This window comes from Nocardia brevicatena NBRC 12119 (assembly GCF_000308495.1).
Lineage (GTDB): Bacteria > Actinomycetota > Actinomycetes > Mycobacteriales > Mycobacteriaceae > Nocardia > Nocardia brevicatena.
The window spans coordinates 222352-246868 of the sequence record NZ_BAFU01000086.1 but is presented as its reverse complement, the minus strand read 5'-3'; the positions used below and the strand labels follow the sequence as shown (position 1 = coordinate 246868).

Sequence of the window (24517 nt, the reverse complement as noted above, 5' to 3'; positions counted from 1 at the left end):
GAAAACCGACCGGACCGCCACTAGGCTACTTTGCGGCTCGGGCCGGCTTCGGGAGTCCAGGGCCCTGTCGGCTAGACTGGTCGAAACGCGACAGTTCGCTGAGCTGTCGATGCACTGGACGGAACGCAGGTCTCGTCCAGCGTCGTAGGCGGCATTCTCTGCGCGACCGGCTCCGCTGCGTTGCAGCGCTATTCCTACGGCGCTCGATTTTGCCTCTCGGCAATCTCGCCATCTCGTGCTCCCGGCGCGGACCCGCGTCCACAGCCAGTTGCGGCACAACCCGATGCCCGAAAGGCGCAGCCCACAGACATGAACACTGATTCCCCGTCGTTCGCCCTGCTCGGCGTCCGCGCACCGCTCGCCCGCGCCCTGGCGCGCGCGGGTATCACCGCCCCCTTCCCGATCCAGGCCGACACCCTGCCCGATTCGCTCGCCGGCCGGAGCGTTCTCGGCCGCGGACGCACCGGCAGCGGCAAGACGCTCGCCTTCGCCATCCCGATGATCGACCGGCTCGGCGGCGCCGGGCGGGCCGCACCGAACCGCCCGACCGGGCTGGTCCTGGCGCCGACCCGGGAACTGGCCATGCAGATCGCGGCAGCGATGGAACCCCTGGCCGCGGTGTACGGGATGAGGGTCACCACCATCTTCGGCGGTGTACCGCAACAGCGTCAGGTGCGTTCGCTGCGGCACGGCGTCGATATCGTCGTCGCCTGTCCCGGCCGGCTCGAGGATCTGATGAAGCAGAGGCTCATCGCTCTCGACGCCATCGAGATCACCGTGATCGACGAGGCCGACCACATGGCCGATCTCGGGTTCCTGCCCGCGGTCACCCGCATCCTGGCGGCCACCCCGGCGGGAGGTCAGCGCCTGCTCTTCTCGGCCACCCTGGACAAGAGCGTCAACCGGCTGGTCGAGCGCTTCCTGTCGGGCGCGGTCCGGCATTCGGTAGGCGAGGCGGATTCGCCGGTCGCGACGATGACACATCACATCTTCGAGACAGTCGACGTCACCGCCAAGAAGGCGCTCGTGCACCGACTCGCATCCGGCATCGGTCGACGGATCCTGTTCACCCGCACCAAACACCAGGCACGCAAGTTGGCGAGGCAATTGACCGCCGCGGGCATTCCCGCCGTGGATCTGCACGGCAACCTGGCACAGAGCGCCCGCGACCGTAACCTGGCGGCATTCGCGGCCGGTACCGCGAAGGTTCTGGTCGCCACCGACGTCGCCGCCCGCGGTGTGCACGTCGACAATGTCGAACTCGTGGTCCACGTCGATCCGCCGGCGGAACACAAAGCGTATCTGCACCGTTCGGGCCGCACCGCGCGAGCCGGCGGAACCGGCGACGTCGTCACGCTGATCCTGCCCGCCGAACGCGGTGATGTCGCGACCTTGTTGCGCAAGGCCGGTATCGACGCCACACCGCAGCATGTTTCGGCGGACTCGTCCGCGGTGTCGCGGCTCGTAGGTCGTGTCGCCCCCCTCGTCGCTGCTTCGTCGGAGCAGGACGTACCGGCGGATAGGGTCAACCGGAACGGGACTGCGGCACAACGACCCATGCGCGCGAAGCAGCCCCGGCGAAGCGGCGGCACCCAGACCGGCACCGACGGCGGTCCGGCAAACGGTGGCAGTCGGCACCGCACCGACGGCAGCCGTTCCACCGGGCGGCGCGGCACTCGCGGACGTGGTCACGGGGTTGCGCCCGCGGGCAGCACCGGTGGCCGGGCCGGCTTCTCGCGTACCGGTGGCGGTGGACGCGGTCGCTGACGGCGTGCGCAATCCGGCGCCGGTGCCGGATCGCGCACGCCGGGTCCAGGGCGTCCGGACCTCAACCCTCGACCCGCAGCACTACCGTCTCCGGACCTGGTCGGACCAACCGCGCCGATACCAAGAAATCCGAGTGCCAATGGGGCCGGTCGCTCACTCGGTGTCGTCCTGCTCGTCCTCGTCGAGGAGTTCGGCGGGGTCGACCGGGAATCCGTCGTCGCCGAGGTATCTGATGTGGCCGTCGTTGTCGATCAGCACACCCCGGTACTTGTCGCCCTTGCTCACAGCGCCTCCCGTTCGGGGGCGTGCAGCTGCGCCCGCAGGTGTTCGACGATCCGGGTGAGGATGATCGAGTGGGGTACGCAGTGCAGAAACGATGTCCGCCCCTTTTCGTCCGAGGGCAGTGCAGTCCGTCGGGGCAGCGTCATCACACCACCGCCGAGGAGTAGGTAAGCCCATCAAGGAAGCGCCGGCAGCCATGTCCGGCGTGGAAGGACAGCGCGAACCGGGCGGGCTCAATGCTCACCGAGGGGACGCGGTCGTCGCACTTCTCCATGCGCCACCGGTTGATCAGCTCAACCGGGGCTATGGGGGTCATGACCTTCTCCCGTTGTCCGGGACGAGCTCGCCGGCGTCGATAAGGGTCTGCCAGGCGGCGCGTTTACGGGCGCAGGACAAGGTGTCGCAGTCCATATGCGCCTGCATGGCTGCGTAGGCCTCGTACCTGGTGAACGGTTCGTCTGGTGCTTCATGGGGCAGTTCGGCGCCCACATTCCCGACCGCGCCTCGGCGGTGGGGTCGATGCTGATCTCTGTCATCGGAGACCTCGGTGTCGTGTTGTTGTGGTGTTGTGTGGTGGCGAACCACCCCCGCGCCGGAAAGGGTCGGGGGTCCGGGACCGGCGCTAGGGGTGGTAGAGGAAAGGTAAACCGGGTTACATTGGTCAAGGGGGGACGTCCTGTCCCCCTTTTTCGGGAATTTCTCGGTACCCTCGCCATAGAAGGGGCTCACCGGAAGGTCAACCATGGAACACGACACCCTCGGCCAGCGGATCCGCCGCTACCGGGGCAAGAGACTGACGCAGAAGCAGCTCGCCGAACAGGCCGGAGTCAGCCTGGACCTCATCAAGAAACTCGAACAGGAAGTCCGGACAGGGGCGAGCATCGCCAGCCTCCAGAAGATCGCCCGCGCACTGGACATCGACATTGCCGACCTGGTCGGGAAACGGTACGGCATCCCCTCCGAGGATCCGGACGCCGGTGTCGTGGCGATCCGCCGCGCCCTCACCAATGTCGACGACCTCATCGGGCTCGACTCCGACGAACCACCTGTCTCGCTGCGGGAAGCCCAGCGGGCAGTGGATTATGCGTGGGGCGCCTACTGGGGCGGCCGGTACGAGGTGCTCACCTCCATCCTCCCGCCGGGTATCTCACAGCTGCGGGCGACCGCACACGCCGCCCAGGCCGAGACCGTGGCGCCGGCCCATGAACTCCTGGCGCGCATGTACTGGGTGACCGGGTGCACGCTCGTGCATCTGGGGCAGGCCGACCCGGCGTTCACGGCGATCCGGTCGGCGCTGTCGGCGGCCGAACGCGGTAACGATCCCCTCCTGGCCGCTACCCTGCGCGGGTCGGTGGCGTGGCAGCTCCTGGTGCAGGGCCGCTATGAGGAGTCGCACAAGGTGGCGTTGAAGGCCGCGGCCGGTGTCGAGCCGACCGGAGACGCATCCAACGCAGAGTTGGCGGTGTACGGGTCGCTGGTGCTGCAGGGCGCGACGGCCGCAGGGCGGGACCAGAACACTCCCGAAGCCCTGGACTTGGCCAGCGTCGCGGGAGAGGTGGCCGGCCGGATCGGTGTGGACACCAGGGACTACGAATGCAACTTCGGCCCGTCGCAGGTGGTGATGCAGACCGTCGACATCAATGTCTCGAGCGAGCGGTATTCGAAGGCGTTGAAGGCGGCGAAGGGGATGCCGAACCGAGGTGCCGGCCTCACCCAGGTGAGTCAGGCCCGGCATTTGTTGGACCAGGCCGCCGCGTTGACCCGCACCGGTCAGCATCAGCGGGCGCTGGACATGCTGCTCACCGCAGAGCGGGTCGGGGGCCCGGAGTGGGTGCGGTATCAGACCCTGTTGAAGCAGGTGGTGGGGGAGTTGTTGGAGAAGGACCGGCAGAGCAGTCTGCGCGCGTTCGCGGAACGTGTCGGGGTGCGCTGATACCCTCCGGGTAGGTTGCTCGACCAGCTCTGGTTAGCCTTCGGCCCCGCCTTCGGACGGGGTCGTTGTGCGTTCGGGGGTGAAACGAAGAGAAGGCGCCACAGTGGGCGCCTTCCTCGAAGTTATACGGTCAGCAGATCTGCCGGCTGAACCTCTGCGCGGTATCTGTCTTCCCGTAGGTCCTCCTCGGCGCGTTCCTCCCAGTCTTGGAGTGCGCCGCTACGGTGGATCGCCTCGGCGAGTGCGTTTTCTGCGCGGCTGATCGCCTCGAACTTGGTGCCGGCTTCAACGTACATGGCGACATCGACGCGGCCGGTCTCGAGGGAAACAGTGACATCGGGGTCGCTAATGCCGGCAACGGTCATCAGCGCCTCCTGTAGTGCGTCCGTCGCTTTCTCGAGTTCATCCAACGGGTACGCCTTGAAGGTCAGGACGACGAAGTAGTTGCGAACGGTCTCGGTCGGTGGCTTGTCCTCGGCTACTTCTCTGCTCACGCGCCGGCCGATCATTGTCTCGTAGTTGGCGCGCTCCCGATCGGCTGAGCTTCTCCGCCTCATCTCGAAGCTCAGCTCATACCCCAGTGCATGCATCATGCGGGCGAGGCTGCGCAAGGTGAGGTTGCGATGTCCGCTCAGCCTTTGGCTGATCTCGGAGGGCCGCACCCCGATCAATTTGGCCAGGTCTTTCTTGCTCAGACCGGACTCTGCGATGGCCTCGTGCACCAGCTCCGTGGCGGATAGCACAAGCCTCTCCTCGGAAAAGAGGGCTTCAGCCTCGGGTGTGTGCCGGATCCAGGTTGTCATCCTTCTCGAGTCTCCTCCCAGATTCCCCGTGCTCGCTCGGCTTCGATGCATACCTTCCGCTTCGCGGGCTTCTTCGTTCCATGCGTGGCGACCCAGTCTCGCTCGCTTCTCGCCACATACATTCGGTAACCACTGTTCACCTTGATCTCGTAAACCGGAGGCCGCCCCGGGCACTGAAGGTCGTTGAACTGGTCCGAAATGCGCAGATAACCCACGGTGGTCAGTTGATCGATCCGCGCCCTGAACTGAACGTTAGCTTTGGTATCCAAGCCCTGTAGCCAGGTCACCGCCGGACATTCACCCTTGACCACGGCTCCGTACAACGTCAGCGCTGGCCCTGCATAGATAACCTCCAAGCTGAATGAAGTCATAACTTAACTCCACTCGATTAGAGTGTAGGCCGAACCGCCCCCGTTCGTGTCGGTTCGTGCCGAATCTGTAATAGGTCTTCCGGGCAAAACACTTCCCCTCTGGTGCTGCGTGGCGGTAGGCAGGCTGCGAAAAGCGGCCGCCGAGCGCGTATTCCGGCTCAACGGCTGCTATACGTCCGTAGTCTGGGACTGTTACCTACGTCTCAGCGTGTCGTGGTCTTGTCGTCGTACATCCCGATCGCCACCCACGCCATCCGGGCGTGTAGGGATTCGAACCGGCCGGACCGAGCTTGGGCGGCCAGTTCGTCAAAGGTGCAGCCCGCACATTCGAGCCCCACCTGGATCATGGCCTCGGCCCTGGTGGGGGCCGTGACGGTTTCGAGCGGTCCAATCATCTGAGGATCCACTGCATGTCCGGGCAGGTCACGTCGACCATGAGCCGCAGCGCTCGCCCTTCCTGGTAGCCCTCGAAGTGCCCCGCCTCGACGAGATGACGGAAAAGCGGCCCTTCCCCGTCCACGTCGGATCGTTGCGGAGGATGACGCACATCTCGCCGGCGGCCTGAACGATCTCGTCCTGGAACTGCCTGTTGACCCCGGTGGCCTACAAGAGGAATTCATCTGTTGTCCCTCGGTCCAGCCCGGCCACGAGACGGTGTAGCCGTCGCCGTCATGGACGCCGGAGACCGACTGGGGGATCTCGGGAGTGAGTTCAGTCGCTGCGGTGCCGGAGGCGATGGTGGTGGCGGCGATGGCGAGTAGCGCTGTGGTAGCGAACTTCTGAAGCCTCAACAACGGGAATCCGTTGGCTACAATATTGGCTACAGCGCTGATCTTGGGCGGCTGCCCGATCGTTGGCTCGTGCTGGTGATGGGCGGTTTGATGTGGAGCCGATGACGGGAATCGAACCCGCGCTCTCAGCTTGGGAAGCTGATGTTCTACCATTGAACTACATCGGCAGCGCCCATATAGGGGCGTGGGGGAGCATAGCAGAGTAGGCATCCAGGTGCGAAACCCGTCGGTTCGTCGAGGAGCGTCGCATTGCTTGCGTGGACCGAGTAAACCTGACAAAGGATGTCACGGTCGGCTGACACGGTGGTGACATGAGAACTCAGTACTACACCGCGACCAGCCTCGACGGATACATCGCCGACCCGGACAACTCGCTCGACTGGTTGCTCGAAATCGCCGATGACGGCGGCGCCGAGTCGGATATCTCCCGGTTCCTGAGTGAAGTCGGCGCCATGTGTATGGGAGCGACCACATACGAGTGGATCGTCGCGAACCAGTCACCGGAGGACTGGAAGAAGAGCTACGGCGACCTCCCGTGCTGGGTGTTCACCCATCGTGAGCTGTCCCCGATCCCGGGCGCGAACCTGCGTTTCGTGTCCGGTGACGTCGAGCCGGTGCACAAGCAGATGGCGGAGGTGGCGGATGCACGGAACATCTGGGTCGTCGGCGGGGGTGGCCTGGCCGGGCAGTTCGCCGACGCGGGACTGCTCGACGAGGTCATCGCGAGCGTCGCACCGGTAACTTTGGGCAGTGGTGCGCCACTGCTGCCGCGTCGGATCCTGTCGGCGCGGATGAGGCTTGTCGATGTCGGCCGGTTCGGCCAGTTCGCCCAGTTGACCTATCGCCTCGGTTAGACCGTGCCTCGAGGGGAAGTGAGGGCGGGCCGGTGGCCTGCCCTCACTTCCGTTACCGGCATGGGTGGTGAGTCTCAGAGGTACGCTCCCGCGGTCGAGCGGTGTGCCCGGGTTATGAGGCTTCCGTCCAGACGCCCAGTTCGTTCCCGCTGGGGTCGGTGAAATGGAAGCGGCGTCCGCCGGGGAATTCGAAGGGGCCTTCCGTCACCGTTCCGCCCGCGTTCCGCACCGCGGTCACCGAGGCTTCCAGGTCGTCCGAGTACAGCAGTACCCTCGGCCCACCGGTATGGACCTCGGTGCCTGGAGCCAGGCCACCCGCCTCCCCCTCCGAACCGTCGAAACGACGGATACCGGAGTAGGCGGATCCATAGTCGTTGAACTGCCAGCCGAAGGCGGCGGAGTAGAAGCGTTTGGCCGCCTCGAGGTCGGTGACGGTGAGTTCTATGTAATCGATGCCGTGGTGGACGTGTGCGCTCGTATCGGACATGGGCGCAGTGTGCCCGGCGGGTACGACAGGAGAGGGCGCCGAGCGCGGCTGCGGGGCCGGGACGAGCGGGCGCTACGCTCGTCCACGTGCTGCTTTCCGATCGTGATATCCGGGCGGAGATCGCCGCGGGGCGTCTCGCACTCGATCCGTTCGCGGACAATCTGGTGCAGCCGTCCAGTATCGATGTGCGGCTGGATCGGATGTTCCGGGTCTTCAACAACACCCGCTACACCCATATCGATCCGGCCCAGCGTCAGGACGAGCTGACCAGTCCGGTGGAGCCGGCGGACGGTGAGCCGTTCGTGCTACATCCGGGCGAGTTCGTGCTCGGGTCCACGCTGGAGGTGTGCACTCTGCCCGATGACCTGGCGGGACGGTTGGAGGGTAAGTCCAGTCTCGGCAGGCTGGGGCTGCTCACGCATTCCACGGCAGGGTTCATCGACCCGGGGTTCAGCGGGCACATCACGCTCGAGCTGTCCAATGTCGCGAATCTGCCGATCACTTTGTGGCCGGGGATGAAGATCGGTCAGCTGTGTCTGTTCCGGCTGACGAGCCCGGCGCAACATCCGTACGGGAGTTCGGTGGCCGGCTCGAAATACCAGGGGCAACGTGGCCCGACCCCTTCCCGGGCATACCTGAATTTTCCGTTGCCCGGGTAGCGGCCGGACCACGCCCGACCCCGCTCAGGCTGTGTTCGATATGCCTGGGCGGGGCGGCCTACGTGGTTACGCTGCGCTACCGCCTCCGGCCGCTGACCCGCTCAGGCCGTGTCCGTGCCGCCGACCATGAGTGCCGCGTTGACCACTGCGGACAGCGGTGGCAGCAGTTCGTCACGGTCGGGTGGTACGACCCAGTGGCATCCTTCCCTGTTCCAGCGTCCGAGCCCGGTCGGCAGCATCACCGCGCTGCCCACCCCGGGGATGCAGATACCGATCCGGTCGAGCATCTGCACTACATCCGGGTTCGGCCTGCGGTCCGGGCGGGCAAGGAAACTCCAGCGAACCTTCCTGGCCAGCAAGGGCACTCGGGTGCCCTGTGAATCCAGTAGGGAGCGCGTCTTTTCCGCGTGTGTCGTGGGTAGATGGACGACGCATACGCGGTCGGTGACGGGCAGCATGACGAATCCCGCGCGTTCGGTGACGGGCAGTCCGAATTCGTGACGGTAGTAGGCGGCCCAATCGTCGACCGTCCTGAGCTTTTCCACGTTCACGTGAAACCCCTTGCCTGGCTGGAGTACAGAGTTGCGGTCGGTTCGGAACCGTCCGCGTCTTCGGCTCCTGTCTCAAGGATGGGGGCAATGCCGGTATGCCGGAATCGCCCGTATGCCAGCCTTTTACTGCCATTGCGCTGCCTGACCGCGGTGCGATGCCGCCGCTTGTGGTTGATCTCACAAACCGCTCGTACTCTGGAGGGGAAATCGTTCGAAGGGGTGACAACGTGGTCGGCCAATGGTCCGGTAGGGAGGCTCGGGCGCTGCGCGAGGCCAAGCGGATGAGCATCCGCGAATTCGCCGCGCATCTGGGTGTGCACGAACGCCTGGTGTCCAAATGGGAGGCCGGTGGGGAAGGGATTCATCCGCGTCCGGTCAACCAGGCCGCCCTCGATACCTGTCTGGCGCGGTCCGACGAGATCGTGCAGGCGCGGTTCGCGGAACTGACCGCCGCGCGGGCGGTATCCGCTGTCGATTCACCGGCCGCCGCGGCGCGGTCCCGGTTACGCGGTGGCTATTACAGCGACGCCGAACTCTTGGCCCTCATCGATTCCGGTGCGGTGCGAGGTGATGCGTCAGCAGCGATTTCGGAGAGGGATCTGATTATGGCGGCTGCCCACGAGGCGAGCGAACACGCGGAGAAGGCCGAGAGCACCAATGTCGGTGCCGCCACGCTGGAGCAGCTCGATGCGGATGTCACCCGTATCGCCAATGACTACGTGCATATTCCGCCGATGCCGATGATGGTGGAGATGCTGCGGGTACGCCGCCGGGTCTACCGGCTGTTGGAGGGCCATCAGCGACCGGCCGACACCAGCCATCTGTACCTGCTGGCGGGCACGCTGTCGGGTTTGCTCGCCAACGCGAGTACCGATCTGGGCTACCTGGACGCTGCCGGTGAGCAGATCCGCGCCGCCTGGGCGTATGCCGAACTGTGCGGGCACAATGGCCTGCGCGCCTGGGCGCGGGGTATGCACGCGCTCATCGAATACTGGTCGGAGCGGCCGCACCGGGCGCTGCAGTTGGCGCAGAGCGGACAGCAGTACACCGATTCGGCGACCGCTGCCGTGCGGTTGCACAGTATCGAGGCCCGTATCTGGTCCAAGATCGGCAGCGTCTCCGACACCGAACGCTGTATCCGGGCCGCTGAGGAGGCCCGCGACCGGTCGGGTGTCGACAGCCTGCACGACGGGGTGGGCGGGGTGTTCGGTTTCCCCGAGGCGAAGGCCGGCTATTACGCGGGCGCCACCTATATCCATCTGGGCATGGCCGAGCCGGCCCTGGAGGCCACCCGGCGCACGATCGAGTTGTATGCGAGCGGACCGTCCCGGCAGCGCTCTTACGGTGCCGAGTCGCTGGCCCGGGTCGACTCGGCGGCCGCGCATCTGATCAACGGCAGCCTCGACGGCGCCGCCGAGGCGTTGCGGCCGGTGCTCGATCTCGACGAGGACAAACGTATCGCCCAGTTGGAGGAGCGGTTGACCGGATTGCGGCGCCGGATCTGTGCCCCGGCGTTTCGCGGGGCCGCGGAGGCGCGGGCGCTGGACGAGCGGATCGAGGAGTTCTGCGGCGCCACCGCGGCGCGGGGCCTACCGCCGGGTAGGGGGTAGGCGGGTGACGGAGTGACCAGGGCGACAGCGTCGCGCACCGCCGGAAAGCTACTGGTCGGTCAAGTGGCACCATGGAGCAGGTGAGTATCGGCCAGCATCGTCCATCGCCGCGGGTCCTGGAGCAGTCCAAGAAGCTCCAGAACGTCGTATACGAGATTCGCGGACCGGTACACGCGCACGCGGCGCGGCTGGAGGCCGAGGGGCATCGCATTCTGAAACTGAATATCGGCAATCCTGCCCCGTTCGGTTTCGACGCGCCCGACGTGATCATGCGCGATATGATCGCCGCCCTGCCGTATGCCCAGGGCTACTCCGATTCGCAGGGCGTACTGTCCGCGCGTCGTGCCATCGTCACCCGCTACGAACTGGTGCCCGGTTTCCCGGAGCTGGACGTGGACAGCGTTTACCTGGGTAACGGTGTCTCGGAGCTGATCACCATCACCATGCAGGCGCTGCTGGACAACGGCGACGAGGTGTTGATCCCGGCTCCGGACTACCCGCTGTGGACCGCCATGACCAGTCTGGCCGGCGGGACACCGGTGCACTATCTGTGCGACGAGACCAATGGCTGGCAGCCCGATATCGCCGATATCGAGTCGAAGATCACCGACAACACCAAGGCGCTGCTGGTGATCAACCCCAACAATCCGACCGGTGCGGTGTATTCGGCGGAGGTGCTGCAGGAGCTGGTGGATCTGGCCCGTAAGCACCGCTTGTTGCTGTTGGCCGATGAGATCTACGACAAGATCCTCTACGACGACGCCAAGCACGTCTCGCTGGCGACCCTGGCCTCGGATCTGCTGTGTTTGACCTTCAACGGTCTGTCCAAGGCGTACCGGGTGGCGGGGTACCGGTCCGGCTGGCTGGCGATCACCGGGCCGAAGGACCATGCGGCCGGATTTCTGGAAGGTATCGATCTGCTCGCCTCGTCGCGGCTGTGTCCGAACGTGCCGGCGCAGCACGCCATTCAGGTGGCGTTGGGCGGCCATCAGAGCATCGAGGATCTGATCCTGCCCGGCGGTCGGCTGTTGGAACAGCGCGATGTGGCCTGGGAGAGGTTGAACATGATTCCCGGGGTGTCGTGTGTGAAGCCGAAGGGCGCGCTGTACGCGTTCCCGCGGCTGGATCCGAACGTGTACGAGATCTACGACGATTCGAAACTGGTCCTGGATCTGCTGCTGCAGGAGAAGATCCTGATGGTGCAGGGCACCGGATTCAACTGGCCGCATCACGACCATCTGCGGATCGTGACCCTGCCGTGGGCTCGTGATCTGGCGGTGGCGATCGAGCGTTTCGGTAATTTTCTCGCGAGTTACCGCCAGTAGGAGCGGTCGAGCGCCCACGGTGCCGGGGCGGAAAACATACCTTGTGTATGGATACGCACCTTTTTTGCGAACACGCTGGCGTAAAAGAGCGTCGTTTGTGTACAGTGGGGTTCGGCACTTCGAGTGCCCGGCCGGGTTGTCTACCCCCCCTGGGCAACCTGGCCCCAGGTTAGGCCGCCTACCCCCCTGGGCCGCCAACCTGTCGGGCGGCGGAGACATCCCCCTGCTCTCCGCCGCCCCTCCCGGATCCCCTCTGAACTGGTGGTATTCCTCTTTTGGCCGGGGTTCGCGCATGCGCTGGCAACAGCGGAATCCTTGTAGGCTCTCCGGCGTGAGCGACCACCATCACCACCACCACGACCATTCAGGGCCGATCGCCATCGGTGCGACCGCGGCTCGGGTCGTCGTCGGACTGCTCATCCTCATCGGTGTCGTTATCGTGCTCGCCACCATCTGGCTGTGGCCGAGCAGCCAGCACGTCGAGATACCGCTGCCCATGCAGAACACGGGAGGTGGTGCGATGGTCACCGAAGCGGGAACCGTGGTCCGTCAGGATATCGGACCGTGCGGCAGTTCCTCGATGGGCAGGGTCTTCCCCGGTGAACCCGAACCGCCGACCGTCAGCGCCTACGAATGCCAGCGCAGCCTGATCGCGATCGAATCGGGACCGCACAAGGGCAACAACACCCTCTTCGAGATCTCGCCCAGCCCCGGTCAGCCGAATCTGCACGCGGGTGATGAGATCCGCATCGTCCGCCAGTCCGACCCGTCCGGCGCACCCCTGTACGGGTTCGACGACTACGCGCGGGGCCTGCCGCTCGCGCTGATATCCGCCCTCTTCGTACTGGTCATCGTGGTGGTGGCCCGGTGGCGCGGGCTGCGCGCGCTGATCGGGCTGGGGTTTGCGTTCGCGGTGGTGGTGATGTTTTTGCTGCCCGCCCTGCTGGACGGTAAACCGGCGGTTCCGGTGGCGCTGGTGTCCGGCTCACTGATTCTGTACGCGGTGCTGTACCTGGCGCACGGGGTGAATCTGCGCACCAGCTCGGCCCTGCTCGGCACGCTCACCTCGATGGTCATCGCGGCGGTACTGTCCTGGGCGGCGATCGAGATGACCCACCTGACCGGGTTGTCCGAAGAACAGAACACCAATGTGGCCACCTACCTGGAGCATGTCAGCATCACCGGACTGCTGTTGGCGGGGTTCATCATCGGTTCACTGGGTGTGCTCAACGATGTGACCATCACCCAGGCCTCGGCGGCGTTCGAACTCGCCGCCCTGGACAAGAAGGCGTCCCGCTCGGAGATCTTCGCGGCGGCGATGCGGGTCGGCCGTGACCATATCGCCAGCACGGTCTACACGCTGGTGCTCGCCTACGCCGGTGGCGCACTGCCGCTGCTGCTGCTGTTCAGCGTGGCGGGTCGGTCGATCCGGGATGTCCTGGTCGGTGACGCGGTCGCCATCGAGATCGCGCGCTCCGCCGTCGGCGGTATCTGCCTGGCGCTGTCGGTACCGTTGACCACGGGTATCGCGGTACTGCTCGCGCGCCCCTTCAGGGCCGGGCGAACCGAGCCGGACCGCCCCGCCGGAGCGCGTCGACGCACCGGGCCGGTTCCCGCGGCGCGGCAGGCATCAGGACAACCGCGCCCCCGGCCCGGCCGATCCGCGCAGCAGGGCAGCCAGGAACGGCGGCCATCCGCCGAACGCGGGGCAGGGGGGCAGTGGCCGCGAACGGGGGAGAACCCGACGGTGCAGCGGTCGCGCCCCAGGGAGAACCCGTCGCGGCCGCGAACCGGGGAGGATCCGGCGATGCGGCGGCGCCCGCAATGGCCCGAGCCGCCGGAGCCCGGCCCCCGCCACTCGCGGTAACGACACCTCGTCAGCGCGGCGGCGGCGGAAAGGGGAACGGGGGAAGCGGGAGGGTCGGAACCACGACCGGCGGTAGACCGGGCACCACGATAGTGTTCGGTCCCGGCGGGGGCGGTGTTGTGGTCTCCTCCGTTTCGCGCACGGGTGGGGGTGGTTCGGCGAGCGAGGCGTGTTCGGTGGTCATCGGTGTCACCGCGACCTGTTGCGGGCCGACCGTGGTGGTGGGGCTCGGCGAGGTCGGCAGCACCGAGGTGCCTTCCCCGCTGCTGTGGGAGTCCTCTTCCAGGACCTGTCGGCCATAGCCGAGACCCAATCCGAGCGCGGCCACGACGGCGAGCGCGGTCACGGTGAGCGCCGCACCGCTGATCGCCCGGCGATCCTGCCGCCGTGGCGACGGCCCCGACAGCCAGGACGGCGTCAGCCGTTCGTCGTATTCGGGAGCCGCCGGTTCGACCGCCGGGCGGGCCGGCCGCGCTGGGCGGGCCAGCAGGGCCGCACCCCGCGCGGTCACCGTTTCCGGATCCTCGGGCACGATCACCGGAAGACCGAGGTGATGGCCCAGTACCCGGCCGACCAGAGGGATACGCGCGCCGCCGCCGATCGCCAGCACGGCCTGCACCGGCCGGTAGGCGTGCCGGAGCGCCTCGGCGGTCATCCGCGCCGCGGACTCGATCGCCAAGCCGATCAGCGCTTCGAAATTCTCCCGAGAGAGCAGCACCAGGCCGTGTTCGCTGGGCAGTGCGACCGCGGTATGCGTCGCGAGCCGCTCCTTGGCCGCGCGGCACAGCGCGTCCAGCTGCTCCAACTGGCTCGGGTCCTGGGGATGGGCGATACGGCCCGCGTTGATCTGCTGCTCTCGGATGAGCGAATCCAGATAGTCGCCGCTGATATCGCTGGTTCGCTCGGTGTGCAGAATCGTTCGGGAAGACAGGTCCGCCACCGATATCGACAGCCCGGTACTGCCCAGGTCGTATACCGCCAGGGTCGACACACCCCGAAAATCGTCGGAGCACGCGGCGAACTCCATGGCGGCACCGACTTCGGGGACCAGCTCGTAATTGGTGAGCTGCTGGCGTGCCATCGCCGTGCGCAGTGCCTTGGCGCGCTGGTCGCCGCGATAGGCGATGGCGGTGGCGGCGATTTCGGGGGTGGTCTCGAACGTCACGCCGACGGTTTCGGCCACTAATTCCTCGACCTGCTTATCGGATGAAATCGGTATGTTCTGTAGATCGAACGATTCCGGGGCTCCTCGCCAGGAGGGCGGTCTACCGCCGTACGGGCGCGCCAGCCGGACGGAGCATGCCCCCACCGACACTCCCAGTACCGAACTCATCAGCTGCCCATCTCATATTCTGCCGCGCGGTGGGGGAGCGCATCACCGAGCGGTGCCGGCTCGTCCCCCAACCAGGTATCCACATCGACAGTACCGATCGAGAACATCGATACCGGCGGCAGGACGGTTGAGCAGGGGTCCGGCCACATCTTTGTGGCACTTTACGGGGTGCCCATGCCCGCGTATACCCATCCGGCCGTCCGCCATCGGGCGCGATCGAGACAGTTGCGTCCGTCGATGATCGAGCGGGCGCGCACCACCGAATCGAGATCCTCCGGTCGCAACGCGAGGAATTCGTCCCATTCGGTGAGCACCAGGACCACATCTGCGCGTTCACACGCTTCGACCATCGAGGTGGCGTAGTTGAGCGTCGGGAAGACCCGCCGCGAGTTCTCCAGCGCCTTGGGGTCGTAGACGGTCACCACGGCTCCGTGCAGCTGGATCATGCCCGCGACATTGAGCGCGGGGGAATCGCGGACATCGTCGGATTCAGGTTTGAAGGCCGCGCCCAACACCGCCACATTGGCCCCGAGCAGGGAACCGCCGCAGGCCCGGGTGGCCAGGTCCACCACTTTGGTGCGGCGGCGCATATTGATGTTGTCGACCTCGCGAAGGAAGGACAGGGCGTGATCGGCGCCGAGTTCACCGGCGCGGGCCATGAACGCGCGAATGTCCTTGGGCAGGCAGCCTCCGCCGAATCCGAGGCCGGCGTTGAGGAAACGTCGGCCGATACGCTCGTCGTAGCCGAGGGCGTCGGCCAGCATGGTGATATCGGCGCCGGTGGCCTCGCATACTTCCGAGACCGCGTTGATGAACGAGATCTTGGTGGCGAGAAAGGCATTGGCGGACACCTTTACCAGTTCGGCGGTCGCCAGATCGGTGAGCAGGAAGGGGATCCGCGCCTCGATCGGTTCGGCGTAGACCTCGCGGACCAGGTCTTCCACCCACCCCGCCCGGGGCCGGTCGGCGTCCACGCCGAGGACCAGTCGGTCCGGCCGCAGGGTGTCGCGCACCGCGAAGCCCTCGCGGAGGAACTCCGGGTTCCACGCCACCTCGACCTCCACCGGGGCCAGTGCGCGGGCGCGTTCCCCCAGTGCCGTCGCGGTGCCCACCGGGACGGTGGATTTCCCGACGATCGCCGCCGGACGCCGCAGCAGGGGCGCGAGATCGTCCACCACGGCGTGCACATATTTGAGGTCCGCGGCGTATTCGCCCTTCTTCTGCGGGGTGCCGACGCCGAGGAAGTGTAGGTCGGCATGGTCGGCTGCCTCGGCGTAGGACGTGGTGAACCGCAGTCGTCCGGCATCGAGGTTGCGGCGTAGCACTGCCTCCAGGCCGGGTTCGTAGAAGGGCGTCACTCCGTCGGACAGTTTCGCGATCTTGCCCGGGTCGATGTCGACCCCGACCACGTCGTGCCCGATTTCTGCCATACACGCTGCGTGCGTGGCCCCCAGGTACCCGGTTCCGAAGACTGTGCATCGCATGATCGATTGGTAGGCCCCGACGGTGGACACACCACCAAACCGAGGCAAGGGGCCGGGCAACAGGAGATGTACACCAGGCGACATGGGCGGTGTCATGGCGGTAGCGGTCCGGAGCGCGCCGGGTTCCGGCGGCGTGGCCTGCGGTCCCCGGCCGGTCGGCAAGTAGCATCTGCCCACGATGGGTCGCCGGATCGTCTGGACCGTGCTCGGTTTCGCCGTCGTCGTCACGGTGGCGGTGACCGCGCTCTGGCCGGTGTATGTCGCGCCCCGTACGGACGAGCCCGCGCCCGCCGATGCCATTCTGGTACTCGGCGGCGCGCATGACGGCCGGGAGCAGCTCGCATTGCGTCTGGCCCGGGCCGGGTATGCGCCGTTGGTGCTCGTCTCCGACCCCTACGAGGGTGAAAGCGGTCTGATCAACTGGATCTGCCACGACACCTACGACTTCGAGGTGGTCTGCTTCGATCCCGAGCCGCGGACCACCGCCGGCGAGGCACGGTATCTGGCCGAGCAGGCCCGCCTACACGGGTGGCGGCGGGTCATCGTGGTCACCTTCACACCGCATATCACGCGGTCCCGCTACGTTCTCGGCAAGTGCTGGGACGGTGAGGCGCTGTTCGTCGATCCGCGGCCGCGCCTGTCGGTGCCGCGTTGGGCCTATGACTACCTGTACCAGTCCATCGCGTTTGTGAAGGCGGTTTTCCAGGACTGCTGATAGATTTGAGGGCAGGCGATGTCAGTTTGGTCCGGCGCGCGGGCCGGCTACATTCACCCCCTGTATCGGCGGTCGTCGGACGGGACCGCCAACCGGATGAAAGCCCTCGGGAGCGTGTATGGATTACGACTGGTCGGAGGCCGACAAGGCCTTCCGGGATGAGGTGCGGGCGTTTCTCGCCGAGAAGCTGACCCCCGAACTACGCACGGCCGGCCGGCTGATGACAAGCGTCTACTCCGACCACGAGGCCAGTATGGAGTGGCAGCGGATCCTGCACGAGCGCGGCTGGGCCGCGCCGAGTTGGCCAATCGAGTACGGGGGCTGCGACTGGACGCTGAACCGGCACTACATCTTCAACCGGGAACTGACCCTGGCGGGCGCGCCCGCGCTGTCGCCGATGGGTATCCGCATGGTCGCCCCGGCCATCATCGCTTTCGGCACCGACGAGCAGAAGAACTTCTTCCTGCCCCGGATCCTCACCGGTGAGGTCTTCTTCTGCCAGGGCTACTCCGAACCGGAGGCCGGCTCCGACTTGGCCGCGCTGAGTATGGCCGCGGTCGACGACGGCGACGATTTCGTCTGCAGCGGCAGCAAGATCTGGACCACCCACGCCACCGAGGCGAACTGGATGTTCTGCCTGGTGCGCACCTCGCGCGAGGGCAAGAAGCAGCAGGGCATCACCTTCCTGCTGATGGATATGACCGTGGGCGGCGTCGAGGTCCGGCCGCTGGTGATGAGCTCCGGCGAGCAGGTGCAGAATCAGGTCTTCTTCGACAATGTGCGCGTGCCCAAGAGCAATGTGCTCGGGCAGATCGATCACGGCTGGACCGTGGCGAAATACCTCCTGGTGCACGAGCGCGGAGGCGCGGCCGCACCCGCACTGCAGGCCATGGCCGCGCAGATCGCCGAGGCCGCGGCCACGCAGCCGGGGCGCGCCGGTGAACCGCTCGCCGACGACCCCGTCTTCGCGGCGAAACTCGCCGAGGCGCAGATCCGCACCGAGGTGCTCGAAGTGTTGGAATTCCGCACTCTGGCCGCCATGGCGGCCGGCCGTGATCTCGGGCCGTCGTCGTCGATGCTGAAGATCCTGTCCACCGAGCTCGGCCAGAAACTCACCGAACTGGCGCTGGAGGCGGCCGGTCCGCGCGGGCGGATCTTCCAGCCGCACGCGACCGCACCCGGTGGGCCGATCGCCGACTACCTCCCGCCCGCCGACGGATATGTCAGCGGTGCGGACTGGCAGGCGGTCGCACCGCTGCGCTACTTCAACGACCGTGCCGGCTCGATCTATGCGGGCAGCAACGAAATCCAGCGAAACATTCTCGCCAAGGCAGCATTGGGGCTCTAGAGATGGACTTCACCTTCACCGACGAACAGCAGATGCTGCGTGAGGCCGTCGCCGGTTTTCTCGCTGCCCGTTACGATCTGGAGAAGAGCCGCAGCGCCGTGAAGACCGGGGCCGGCGGGCAGCCCGAGATCTGGCGCGGCCTGGCCGAACTGGATATCCTCGGCGTGACCCTGCCGGAGCGATTCGGCGGGATGGACGGCGGGCCGCTCGAGAGCATGATCCTCGCCGAGGAACTGGGCCGGGCGCTGGTCGTCGAGCCCTATGTGGACACCGTGGTGGTCGGCGGCGGACTGCTGCGCCGGTCCGGTGGGGAACGCGCCGAGCGGGTACTGGCCGAGATCCCCGGCGGTGCGGTCCGGATCGCCTTCGCCGCGCTGGAACCGACCTCGGGCGAGACCCGCCACGATGTCTCGGTCACCGCGCGCCGCGATGGCGACGACTGGGTGCTCGACGGCACCAAGATCGCGGTCACCGGCGTGCCGTTGGCCACACATGTGATCGTGTCCGCCCGTACCTCCGGTGAGCGGCGTGATACCGACGGGATCTCGCTGTTCCTGGTCGAGTTCGATTCGTCCGCCCTGCCCGCGGGGGTCGAGATGCACAGCTACCGCACCATCGACGACCGGGTTGGCGCCGACCTGGTCTTCTCCGGTTTCCGGTTGCCGGCCGACGCGCTGCTCGGTGCCGAGGGAGAGGCCTGGCAGGTTATCGAGGCCGCCGTCGACGAGGGGATTGCCGCGATCGCTTCCGAAGCGGTGGGCCTTATGCGCAAGGTGCTCGACGACACCGTCGAATACACCAAACGGCGGCAGCAGTTCGGTGTACCGATCGGCAGCTTCCAGGTGCTACAACACCGGATGGTCGATATGTACATCGAATTGGAGCAGAGTATCGCCGCCGCCTATCTGGCGGCCTATGCGGTGCACGCCGATCCGATCGAGCCCGCCGAACGCGCCCGTTCGGTCTCGGCGGCCAAGGTCACCATCGCCCGGGCGGCCCGTTTCGTCGGGCAGAACGCCGTTCAGCTGCACGGCGCCATGGGTATGACCGAAGAACTGGCCATCGGCCACTATTTCAAGCGACTCACCGCCATCGAATACGAATTCGGTTCCGGTGACGATCATCTCGCCCGTTATATCGCGCTGACGAAGCCCTGATCCACGGTGTATCGGGCCGGTGCCTTCCCGCCGCCGGCCCGGTATCCGGTGTGAGGCACACGCCCTGATGCCACCGCTACTCGTTGGGCGAGAGCACGGCGATGACCGCGTCGGCGACCGTGTCTGTGAAGTGGGGCAGTTTCTCGGTACCTCCGGTGAACACCCACCGCCCGCGGCCCACCACATCATCGAGCGTCCAATGCAGCCGCGAGGTATCGGCCGCGGCCACGAACGGAGGATCGGAATAGTCCGGCCGGGCTCGCGATGGACGGAATAGCCACCACCGAACCCGACTTGGATGTGGATATGACCACCACTGAGTTCGATCCGCGCCACTTGCTCGCGGAAAGTCGGCTGGGCGTTCTCGCCACGATCAAATCGAACGGGTTACCTCAACTTTCGCCGGTGACCCCCTACTACGACCGTGAAGCAGACATCGTCTACGTGTCGATGACGGAAGGACGGGCCAAGACCGTGAACCTGCGCCGTGACCCGCGGGCGGCGCTGGAGGTGACCAGCTCCGACGGGTGGGCATGGGCCACCGCCGAAGGCACCGTGACGCTGACGGGCCCGGGGACCGACCCGCACGGGCCCGAGGTCGAGGCATTGGTCGACTACTACCGCAAGGCCGCCGGGGAGCATCCGGACTGGAGCGAATACCGGTCTGTCATGGTGTCCGACCGCCGGGTGCTCATGAGAATGACGGTCGAGCATGTCTACGGCGCCAAGCTCCGCTGATCCGGAGTATCCCGAATACAGCGGTGGCCCAGGTCGGACATACCCGGGCCACCGCTGTTGTGCTCGTCCGGCTGCTCGTCAGCTCTTGCGGCCGGGAGCCTTGGCTCCGGTCCTGAAGCCGAGCGCACCCGGTTTGGCCTGCGGCGTGGCCGCGGTGCCGTTTCCGGAGGTACCGTTCGCGGGCTGCTCGCCGGTGGGCTCGGTCGACGGTGTCTCGGTTTCGTCGGCGGTGCCAGCCGCGTCCGCCTCGGGCGCGGTCTGCTCCGGTTTCGGCTGCGCAGAGGTCGTCCCGGTGGCCCCGGGGGCCTTGGCGCCGGGTCGTTTGAAGCCGGACTTCATGGCCAGGCCCTTGGCGGGAACCGTGGGCTTGGTCTCGGTCGGGCCGTCGGGCGCCTCGGCGACCGGAGCCGCGGATTCTGCGGCGGGTTCGGCCGGTGATTCCACGGGCGCGGATTCGGCAGGGGCAGACGCCGCCGCGACCTTGGCGCCCGGAGCCTTCGCTCCGGGTCGTTTGAAGCCCGATTTCATGGCCAGGCCCTTGGCGGGAACCGTGGGCTTGGTCTCGGCGGGGGCGGAGGTGGTCTCGGCCTCGGCGGTTTCCTGCTTCGGTTCGGCCTTCGGCGCCGCTTCGGCGGCAGCCTTCGCGCCGGGTGCCTTGGCGGCGCCCTTCATGGCCAGGCCCTTACCGCCGGGTGCCTTACCGCCGCCCTTCATGGCCAGACCCTTGGCAGGCACGGCGGGAGCCTCCGTTTCCGCGTCGGCCGCGAGTGCCTTGGCGCCGGGTGCCTTGGCACCGCCTTTCATCCCGAGGCCTTTACCCGGTGCCTTGGCCGGGCCCTTCATGGCCAGGCCGCCGCCCTTCGGGGCGGCCTTCTCGGCCGCCGGGGCCGCGGCTTCGGCGACCGGTTCGGGCTCGGCCACCGGTTCCGGTTCGGGTTCCTCGGCGGGGGCCTTCGGTTTCTGGACGACGGTCAGGTTCTCGGTCAGCTGGGCCGGTTCGACCCGATCGATGGCGTCCAGCATGAGCTGGGCGACGTCGATGACCTCGACACCCTCGCCCTGGCCGCTCTCCTGACGGGCGGTCACACCGTCGGTGAGCATGACACGGCAGAACGGGCAGCCGGTGGCGATCTTCGCCGGGGAAGTGGTCAGCGCCTCGTCCACCCGGTCGATATTGATGCGCTTGCCCAGCTGCTCTTCCATCCACATCCGGGCACCACCGGCACCGCAGCACATGGACCGTTCACCGTGACGCGGCATCTCCACCAGCTTCGAGCCGGAGGCGGCCATCAGCTCACGCGGAGCGTTGTAGACCTTGTTGTGCCGGCCCAGATAGCAGGGATCGTGGTAGGTGACGTTCTGTGCGACCGGCGATACCGGCACCAGTTGCTTGGCGCGCACCAGCCGGTTCAGCAGCTGGGTGTGGTGGACAACCTCGTAGGTGCCGCCGACCTGCGGGTACTCGTTGCTCAGCGCATTGAAGCAGTGCGCGCAGGTGACGACGATTTTCTTCTTGCGATCCTCCACGCCCTCGAACACCGAGTTCAGCGCTTCGATGTTCTGCATGGCCAGCTGCTGGAACAGGAACTCGTTACCCGCGCGGCGCGCCGGGTCACCGGTGCAGGCCTCCTCCTGACCCAGCACCATGAATTTCACGCCCGCGGTGGCCAGCAGCTCGGCGACTGCCTTGGTGGTCTTCTTGGCCCGGTCCTCGTAGGCGCCGGCGCAGCCGACCCAGAACAGGTACTCGTATCCGTCGAAGCTGTCGGCGTCCTTGCCGAAGACCGGGATGTCGAAGTCGAGTTCGTTGATCCAGTTGAGCCGGTCCTTGGCGTTCTGGCCCCACGGATTGCCCTTGTTCTCCAGGTTCTTGAACAGGCCGGCGAGCTCGGACGGGAACTCCGATTCGATCAGCACCTGGTAGCGGCGCATATCGATGATGTGGTCGACGTGCTCGATATCCACCGGGCACTGCTCCACGCAGGCGCCGCAGGTGGTGCAGCTCCACAGCACCTCGGGATCGATGATCCCGTTGACCTCGGCGTCGCCCACGAGCGGGCGCTCGGCCTCGGCGCGGGCGGCCTCGGAGACCTTGGCCAGCTTCGCCTCGTCCGGCTTGCCGTCGGCGCCGACCAGACCGATCTCGTCGCCGCCCATATCCTTGCGGCCACCGGCCAGCAGATACGGCGCCTTGGCAGTGGCGTGGTCGCGCAGCGATGTGATGAGCAGTTTCGGTGACAGCGGCTTACCGGTGTTCCAGGCCGGGCACTGGGACTGGCAGCGCCCGCATTCGGTGCAGGTGGTGAAGTCCAGCCAGCCCTTCCAGGTGAAGTCCTCGATCCGGCCGGCACCCAGGGTGTCGGTGTCGGGGTCCACGTTCTCCATGTCCAGGGCGCGGCCCTTCGACATCATCGGCCTGGCAGCGCCCAGTGCCACGCCGCCGTCGTCCTCGCGCTTGAAGTAGATGTTGAAGAACGCCGAGAACCGGTGCCAGGCCACACCCCAGTCGAGGTTGCGGCCGACGACGTACAGGAACAGGCTGCCGGACATCAGCTTGACCAACGCGAAGAGCGAGATCAGCGTCGGACTGGCGGGCAGCAGCTTGGCGACCTGCATGGTGAAGAAGTCGGTGGCGGCGTTCGCGTGCCCGTAGGTCGCGATCTTGCCCGCCTTGACGAAGATCATGCCCAGGCCCTCGAGCAGCACGATGGCCTCGATGGTGTAGGCCGCGCCGAACTTCGAGCCGGCGAAGCGGGACAGCCGTTCGGGCACCCTCGGGTGGTTCAGCTGCCGGATGACGATCAGTGTGACGATACCCACCACGGTGCCGATACCGAGGAGTTCGTCCCAGAGGTGGTATACCGCCAGATCGCCGATGAGTGGCCAGTGGAATGCCGGATCGAAGGTTTGGCCGTATGCCTCGAGGAAGAGGGTGATGCCGCCGAGGAAGCCGATCATCACCAGCCAGTGCGCCCAGCCCACCGTGCGGAATTTGTTCATCCGCGTATGCGCGAGGAACTCGATGAGCATCTGCTTGAACCGCGGGAAGAACGGGTGCCAGCGGTCCGGTGCGGGCTGGCCGACCATGATCGCGCGAACAAGGTTGCGGACGCCGCCGAAGAACGACGCCCAACACAGCAAGCTGAGCAACGTCCCCAGCGTGCCCAGCGTCACTGTCAGGGCATTCATGTCGCGACCTTTCTTTCGAGGCAACACGAGGCGCGAGATGGTATGCGCCTCGCCCGGCTCGTATCCTAACTGCCAGTAAGTTACCCGTCAGTAACTATTGGTGTCCACTGTACGATCTGCGGTTTGTCGGTGGAATATCCGCCCTGGTGTGCCGCCGATGTCGCTGTGATATATCTCATGTTTTCGGTTTATGGGCCTGAATGTAATCGGGCTGATCAGCACCGTAAAGTGCGCTCCGACTCGGCCCCGAGTTAAGGGCATGCTCAGTAGCTTTTTGCCGCCTCCTTGCCCTATTTCTCACGGTGGGGAAACAATCTTTAGGCATTCAAACCGTATCTCGGTTAATATCCCTTCGACCTATCGGTCGCGCCGCGACTTCACAACGCTCGGGGAGGATTTCGGGTCTCGTGGGGACCGTATGCGTGGGCTCGCGTGCGTCGTGGCGCCTGACATTGATGGATTGGACACCGAATGAAATTGCGCAAATCCGCCGTGGGTGCCGCGATGGTCGCCGCGGCGCTGACGCTGGGCGTCGGCACCGCTCATGCCGATCCGGCCCCGACCCCGGCGGAGCACATCAACTACGCCGTGCAAATGGTGGGCAAGACGGTTGTCACGACCCTGCAGGGCGGTACCTTCGCGATCACCGAGCAATCGGCGGAAACGCCCGAGGGGCAACCGATCAGCGAGGCCCCCAAGGAGAAATTCGTCGAGGTCAAGGATCCCCACGGCAATGTCGTCATGTCCTGGCCGGTGGACTTCAAGGTCGGTGATATCAGTGTTCCGGTCACGCCCGTCCTGAAGAACGACGACAAGGTTCTCGAGCTGACCCCCCAGCAGACCGGCGTTCCGGTGGCCCAGCCGGTCAACACCGTGAGCCTGACCGCCAAGCCGATCGCCTCGCCCAGTGAGAACCAGAGGGCGATGCAGGAGTTCGGCACCCAGTTCGGCCTCGCCACCTCGGTGGGCGGCTTCCTCGGCACCGCGGTGGGTGTCGTCGCGGGCGGCCTCATCGGCTGCATTCTCGGCCTGCCGCTGCTGGGTGTCGGTTGTATTCCGGCTGCCATCGCGGGCGCCGGTATCGGCGGCATTCTCGGTACCGTCGCCGTCGGTGGTCCTACGCTGGCCATCGCCGGTATGGAACTGCTCAACACCATGCAGGCGGCTCCGGGCACCAGCAAGTGGGCCAACGACGGTAAGCCGAAGTAATCCACCTCTGCCTTCACGTATTTCGATCGGCCCGTCCCTTTTCC

General features: G+C 66.3%; 24 protein-coding genes, 1 tRNA gene and 1 pseudogene. 12 read left to right on the top strand and 14 right to left on the bottom strand.

What is annotated here, in order from left to right:
• Window positions 1-309 precede the first annotated feature (309 nt).
• Window positions 310-1767 carry a DEAD/DEAH box helicase gene (locus tag ON20_RS24335; protein WP_040838840.1) on the top strand — a complete coding sequence of 486 codons (1458 nt, stop codon included), beginning with the start codon at window positions 310-312 and terminating at the stop codon, window positions 1765-1767.
• A gap of 153 nt (window positions 1768-1920) precedes the next feature.
• On the opposite strand, the gene ON20_RS39970 is transcribed toward ON20_RS24335, so the two are convergent.
• From ON20_RS39970 to ON20_RS36725, 4 genes are read right to left on the bottom strand one after another with little or no spacing between them, the layout of a single operon-like run.
• On the bottom strand, window positions 1921-2052 hold the full coding sequence (locus tag ON20_RS39970) for a hypothetical protein (protein WP_281032900.1): 132 nt from the start codon (window positions 2050-2052) through the stop codon (window positions 1921-1923).
• Window positions 2049-2195 (bottom strand): hypothetical protein, encoded by a 147-nt coding sequence (locus ON20_RS36735; protein WP_157228973.1) that lies wholly within the window; start codon window positions 2193-2195, stop codon window positions 2049-2051. The genes ON20_RS39970 and ON20_RS36735 overlap by 4 nt, the downstream gene beginning before the upstream one ends.
• Window positions 2195-2365: a hypothetical protein gene (locus tag ON20_RS36730; protein ID WP_157228972.1), complete on the bottom strand. Its 171-nt coding sequence runs from the start codon at window positions 2363-2365 to the stop codon at window positions 2195-2197. The genes ON20_RS36735 and ON20_RS36730 overlap by 1 nt, the downstream gene beginning before the upstream one ends.
• A complete protein-coding gene (locus tag ON20_RS36725) occupies window positions 2362-2538 on the bottom strand; it encodes a hypothetical protein (protein ID WP_157228971.1) in 177 nt (58 codons plus the stop codon). Before ON20_RS36725 ends, ON20_RS36730 begins: the two co-directional genes overlap by 4 nt.
• Before the next feature lie 253 nt (window positions 2539-2791).
• Between ON20_RS36725 and ON20_RS24330 the strand changes: the two genes are divergently transcribed.
• Complete coding sequence (locus ON20_RS24330) at window positions 2792-3982, top strand: helix-turn-helix domain-containing protein (protein WP_040838838.1); 1191 nt, start codon at window positions 2792-2794, stop codon at window positions 3980-3982.
• Between the two features lie 122 nt (window positions 3983-4104).
• Here ON20_RS24330 and ON20_RS24325 read toward each other — a convergent pair whose 3' ends face one another.
• The 4 genes from ON20_RS24325 to ON20_RS24310 all read right to left on the bottom strand — a co-directional run bounded on the left by ON20_RS24325 (window position 4105) and on the right by ON20_RS24310 (window position 6114).
• Window positions 4105-4785 (bottom strand): helix-turn-helix domain-containing protein, encoded by a 681-nt coding sequence (locus ON20_RS24325; protein ID WP_040838836.1) that lies wholly within the window; start codon window positions 4783-4785, stop codon window positions 4105-4107.
• Window positions 4782-5156 (bottom strand): hypothetical protein, encoded by a 375-nt coding sequence (locus ON20_RS36720; RefSeq protein WP_040838834.1) that lies wholly within the window; start codon window positions 5154-5156, stop codon window positions 4782-4784. Before ON20_RS36720 ends, ON20_RS24325 begins: the two co-directional genes overlap by 4 nt.
• 203 nt (window positions 5157-5359) lie before the next feature.
• Complete coding sequence (locus tag ON20_RS24315; protein WP_040838831.1) at window positions 5360-5551, bottom strand: hypothetical protein; 192 nt, start codon at window positions 5549-5551, stop codon at window positions 5360-5362.
• A gap of 489 nt (window positions 5552-6040) precedes the next feature.
• Window positions 6041-6114: transfer RNA gene (locus ON20_RS24310), tRNA-Gly, on the bottom strand.
• A gap of 144 nt (window positions 6115-6258) precedes the next feature.
• Between ON20_RS24310 and ON20_RS24305 the strand changes: the two genes are divergently transcribed.
• Window positions 6259-6801, top strand: a complete 543-nt coding sequence (locus ON20_RS24305) for a dihydrofolate reductase family protein (RefSeq protein ID WP_040838828.1) — start codon at window positions 6259-6261, stop codon at window positions 6799-6801.
• Window positions 6802-6913: 112 nt separating this feature from the next.
• Here the strand turns inward: ON20_RS24305 and ON20_RS24300 are convergent, their stop codons facing one another.
• Complete coding sequence (locus ON20_RS24300) at window positions 6914-7288, bottom strand: VOC family protein (RefSeq protein ID WP_040838826.1); 375 nt, start codon at window positions 7286-7288, stop codon at window positions 6914-6916.
• Between the two features lie 86 nt (window positions 7289-7374).
• On the opposite strand from ON20_RS24300, the gene dcd reads away from it, so the two are divergent.
• Window positions 7375-7947 carry a dCTP deaminase gene (dcd, locus tag ON20_RS24295; protein WP_040838823.1) on the top strand — a complete coding sequence of 191 codons (573 nt, stop codon included), beginning with the start codon at window positions 7375-7377 and terminating at the stop codon, window positions 7945-7947.
• Window positions 7948-8048: 101 nt separating this feature from the next.
• Here dcd and ON20_RS24290 read toward each other — a convergent pair whose 3' ends face one another.
• The gene (locus ON20_RS24290) at window positions 8049-8498 is read right to left on the bottom strand and encodes a hypothetical protein (RefSeq protein WP_040838820.1); all 450 of its coding nucleotides are present in this window, start codon (window positions 8496-8498) and stop codon (window positions 8049-8051) included.
• Between the two features lie 227 nt (window positions 8499-8725).
• Between ON20_RS24290 and ON20_RS24285 the strand changes: the two genes are divergently transcribed.
• The 3 genes and pseudogenes from ON20_RS24285 to ON20_RS24275 all read left to right on the top strand — a co-directional run.
• Window positions 8726-10108 (top strand): helix-turn-helix domain-containing protein, encoded by a 1383-nt coding sequence (locus ON20_RS24285; protein WP_040838817.1) that lies wholly within the window; start codon window positions 8726-8728, stop codon window positions 10106-10108.
• An 80-nt stretch (window positions 10109-10188) separates the two neighbouring features.
• Window positions 10189-11433 (top strand): pyridoxal phosphate-dependent aminotransferase, encoded by a 1245-nt coding sequence (locus ON20_RS24280; protein WP_245547444.1) that lies wholly within the window; start codon window positions 10189-10191, stop codon window positions 11431-11433.
• Between the two features lie 292 nt (window positions 11434-11725).
• A pseudogene (locus tag ON20_RS24275) lies at window positions 11726-13033 on the top strand (YibE/F family protein); the annotation flags it as partial.
• Between the two features lie 277 nt (window positions 13034-13310).
• Here ON20_RS24275 and ON20_RS24270 read toward each other — a convergent pair.
• Window positions 13311-14483, bottom strand: coding sequence for an Hsp70 family protein (locus tag ON20_RS24270; protein WP_245547442.1), 1173 nt, complete (start codon window positions 14481-14483; stop codon window positions 13311-13313).
• A gap of 311 nt (window positions 14484-14794) precedes the next feature.
• Window positions 14795-16117 carry a UDP-glucose dehydrogenase family protein gene (locus tag ON20_RS24265; protein WP_040839005.1) on the bottom strand — a complete coding sequence of 441 codons (1323 nt, stop codon included), beginning with the start codon at window positions 16115-16117 and terminating at the stop codon, window positions 14795-14797.
• 178 nt (window positions 16118-16295) lie between these two features.
• Between ON20_RS24265 and ON20_RS24260 the strand changes: the two genes are divergently transcribed.
• From ON20_RS24260 to ON20_RS24250, 3 genes are all read left to right on the top strand, one after another.
• On the top strand, window positions 16296-16832 hold the full coding sequence (locus ON20_RS24260; RefSeq protein WP_040838810.1) for a YdcF family protein: 537 nt from the start codon (window positions 16296-16298) through the stop codon (window positions 16830-16832).
• 118 nt (window positions 16833-16950) lie between these two features.
• Window positions 16951-18180, top strand: coding sequence for an acyl-CoA dehydrogenase family protein (locus ON20_RS24255; RefSeq protein ID WP_040838808.1), 1230 nt, complete (start codon window positions 16951-16953; stop codon window positions 18178-18180).
• Window positions 18181-18182: 2 nt separating this feature from the next.
• A complete protein-coding gene (locus tag ON20_RS24250; RefSeq protein WP_040838805.1) occupies window positions 18183-19337 on the top strand; it encodes an acyl-CoA dehydrogenase family protein in 1155 nt (384 codons plus the stop codon).
• A gap of 76 nt (window positions 19338-19413) precedes the next feature.
• Here ON20_RS24250 and ON20_RS36715 read toward each other — a convergent pair whose 3' ends face one another.
• The gene (locus ON20_RS36715) at window positions 19414-19566 is read right to left on the bottom strand and encodes a hypothetical protein (protein WP_157228969.1); all 153 of its coding nucleotides are present in this window, start codon (window positions 19564-19566) and stop codon (window positions 19414-19416) included.
• A gap of 77 nt (window positions 19567-19643) precedes the next feature.
• Between ON20_RS36715 and ON20_RS24245 the strand changes: the two genes are divergently transcribed.
• Window positions 19644-20075 carry a PPOX class F420-dependent oxidoreductase gene (locus ON20_RS24245; protein ID WP_040839002.1) on the top strand — a complete coding sequence of 144 codons (432 nt, stop codon included), beginning with the start codon at window positions 19644-19646 and terminating at the stop codon, window positions 20073-20075.
• Window positions 20076-20153: 78 nt separating this feature from the next.
• Here ON20_RS24245 and ON20_RS24240 read toward each other — a convergent pair whose 3' ends face one another.
• Window positions 20154-23264 (bottom strand): heterodisulfide reductase-related iron-sulfur binding cluster, encoded by a 3111-nt coding sequence (locus ON20_RS24240; RefSeq protein ID WP_040838804.1) that lies wholly within the window; start codon window positions 23262-23264, stop codon window positions 20154-20156.
• Window positions 23265-23735: 471 nt separating this feature from the next.
• On the opposite strand from ON20_RS24240, the gene ON20_RS24235 reads away from it, so the two are divergent.
• Window positions 23736-24473 (top strand): DUF8020 domain-containing protein, encoded by a 738-nt coding sequence (locus ON20_RS24235; protein WP_040838803.1) that lies wholly within the window; start codon window positions 23736-23738, stop codon window positions 24471-24473.
• Window positions 24474-24517: the final 44 nt, after the last annotated feature.

What these genes read in the sequence shown, in the direction of transcription:
- ON20_RS24300 (WP_040838826.1), bottom strand. Translation starts at nt 7,288, where the DNA reads ATGTCCGATACGAGCGCACACGTCCACCACGGCATCGATTACATAGAA.
- ON20_RS24245 (WP_040839002.1), top strand. Translation starts at nt 19,644, where the DNA reads ATGACCACCACTGAGTTCGATCCGCGCCACTTGCTCGCGGAAAGTCGG.
- ON20_RS24235 (WP_040838803.1), top strand. Translation starts at nt 23,736, where the DNA reads ATGAAATTGCGCAAATCCGCCGTGGGTGCCGCGATGGTCGCCGCGGCG.
- ON20_RS36720 (WP_040838834.1), bottom strand. Translation starts at nt 5,156, where the DNA reads ATGACTTCATTCAGCTTGGAGGTTATCTATGCAGGGCCAGCGCTGACG.
- ON20_RS24305 (WP_040838828.1), top strand. Translation starts at nt 6,259, where the DNA reads ATGAGAACTCAGTACTACACCGCGACCAGCCTCGACGGATACATCGCC.
- ON20_RS24330 (WP_040838838.1), top strand. Translation starts at nt 2,792, where the DNA reads ATGGAACACGACACCCTCGGCCAGCGGATCCGCCGCTACCGGGGCAAG.
- ON20_RS24240 (WP_040838804.1), bottom strand. Translation starts at nt 23,264, where the DNA reads ATGAATGCCCTGACAGTGACGCTGGGCACGCTGGGGACGTTGCTCAGC.
- ON20_RS24265 (WP_040839005.1), bottom strand. Translation starts at nt 16,117, where the DNA reads ATGCGATGCACAGTCTTCGGAACCGGGTACCTGGGGGCCACGCACGCA.
- ON20_RS24315 (WP_040838831.1), bottom strand. Translation starts at nt 5,551, where the DNA reads ATGATTGGACCGCTCGAAACCGTCACGGCCCCCACCAGGGCCGAGGCC.
- ON20_RS24255 (WP_040838808.1), top strand. Translation starts at nt 16,951, where the DNA reads ATGGATTACGACTGGTCGGAGGCCGACAAGGCCTTCCGGGATGAGGTG.
- ON20_RS24250 (WP_040838805.1), top strand. Translation starts at nt 18,183, where the DNA reads ATGGACTTCACCTTCACCGACGAACAGCAGATGCTGCGTGAGGCCGTC.
- ON20_RS24260 (WP_040838810.1), top strand. Translation starts at nt 16,296, where the DNA reads ATGGGTCGCCGGATCGTCTGGACCGTGCTCGGTTTCGCCGTCGTCGTC.
- ON20_RS24335 (WP_040838840.1), top strand. Translation starts at nt 310, where the DNA reads ATGAACACTGATTCCCCGTCGTTCGCCCTGCTCGGCGTCCGCGCACCG.
- ON20_RS24325 (WP_040838836.1), bottom strand. Translation starts at nt 4,785, where the DNA reads ATGACAACCTGGATCCGGCACACACCCGAGGCTGAAGCCCTCTTTTCC.
- ON20_RS36735 (WP_157228973.1), bottom strand. Translation starts at nt 2,195, where the DNA reads ATGACGCTGCCCCGACGGACTGCACTGCCCTCGGACGAAAAGGGGCGG.
- ON20_RS36730 (WP_157228972.1), bottom strand. Translation starts at nt 2,365, where the DNA reads ATGACCCCCATAGCCCCGGTTGAGCTGATCAACCGGTGGCGCATGGAG.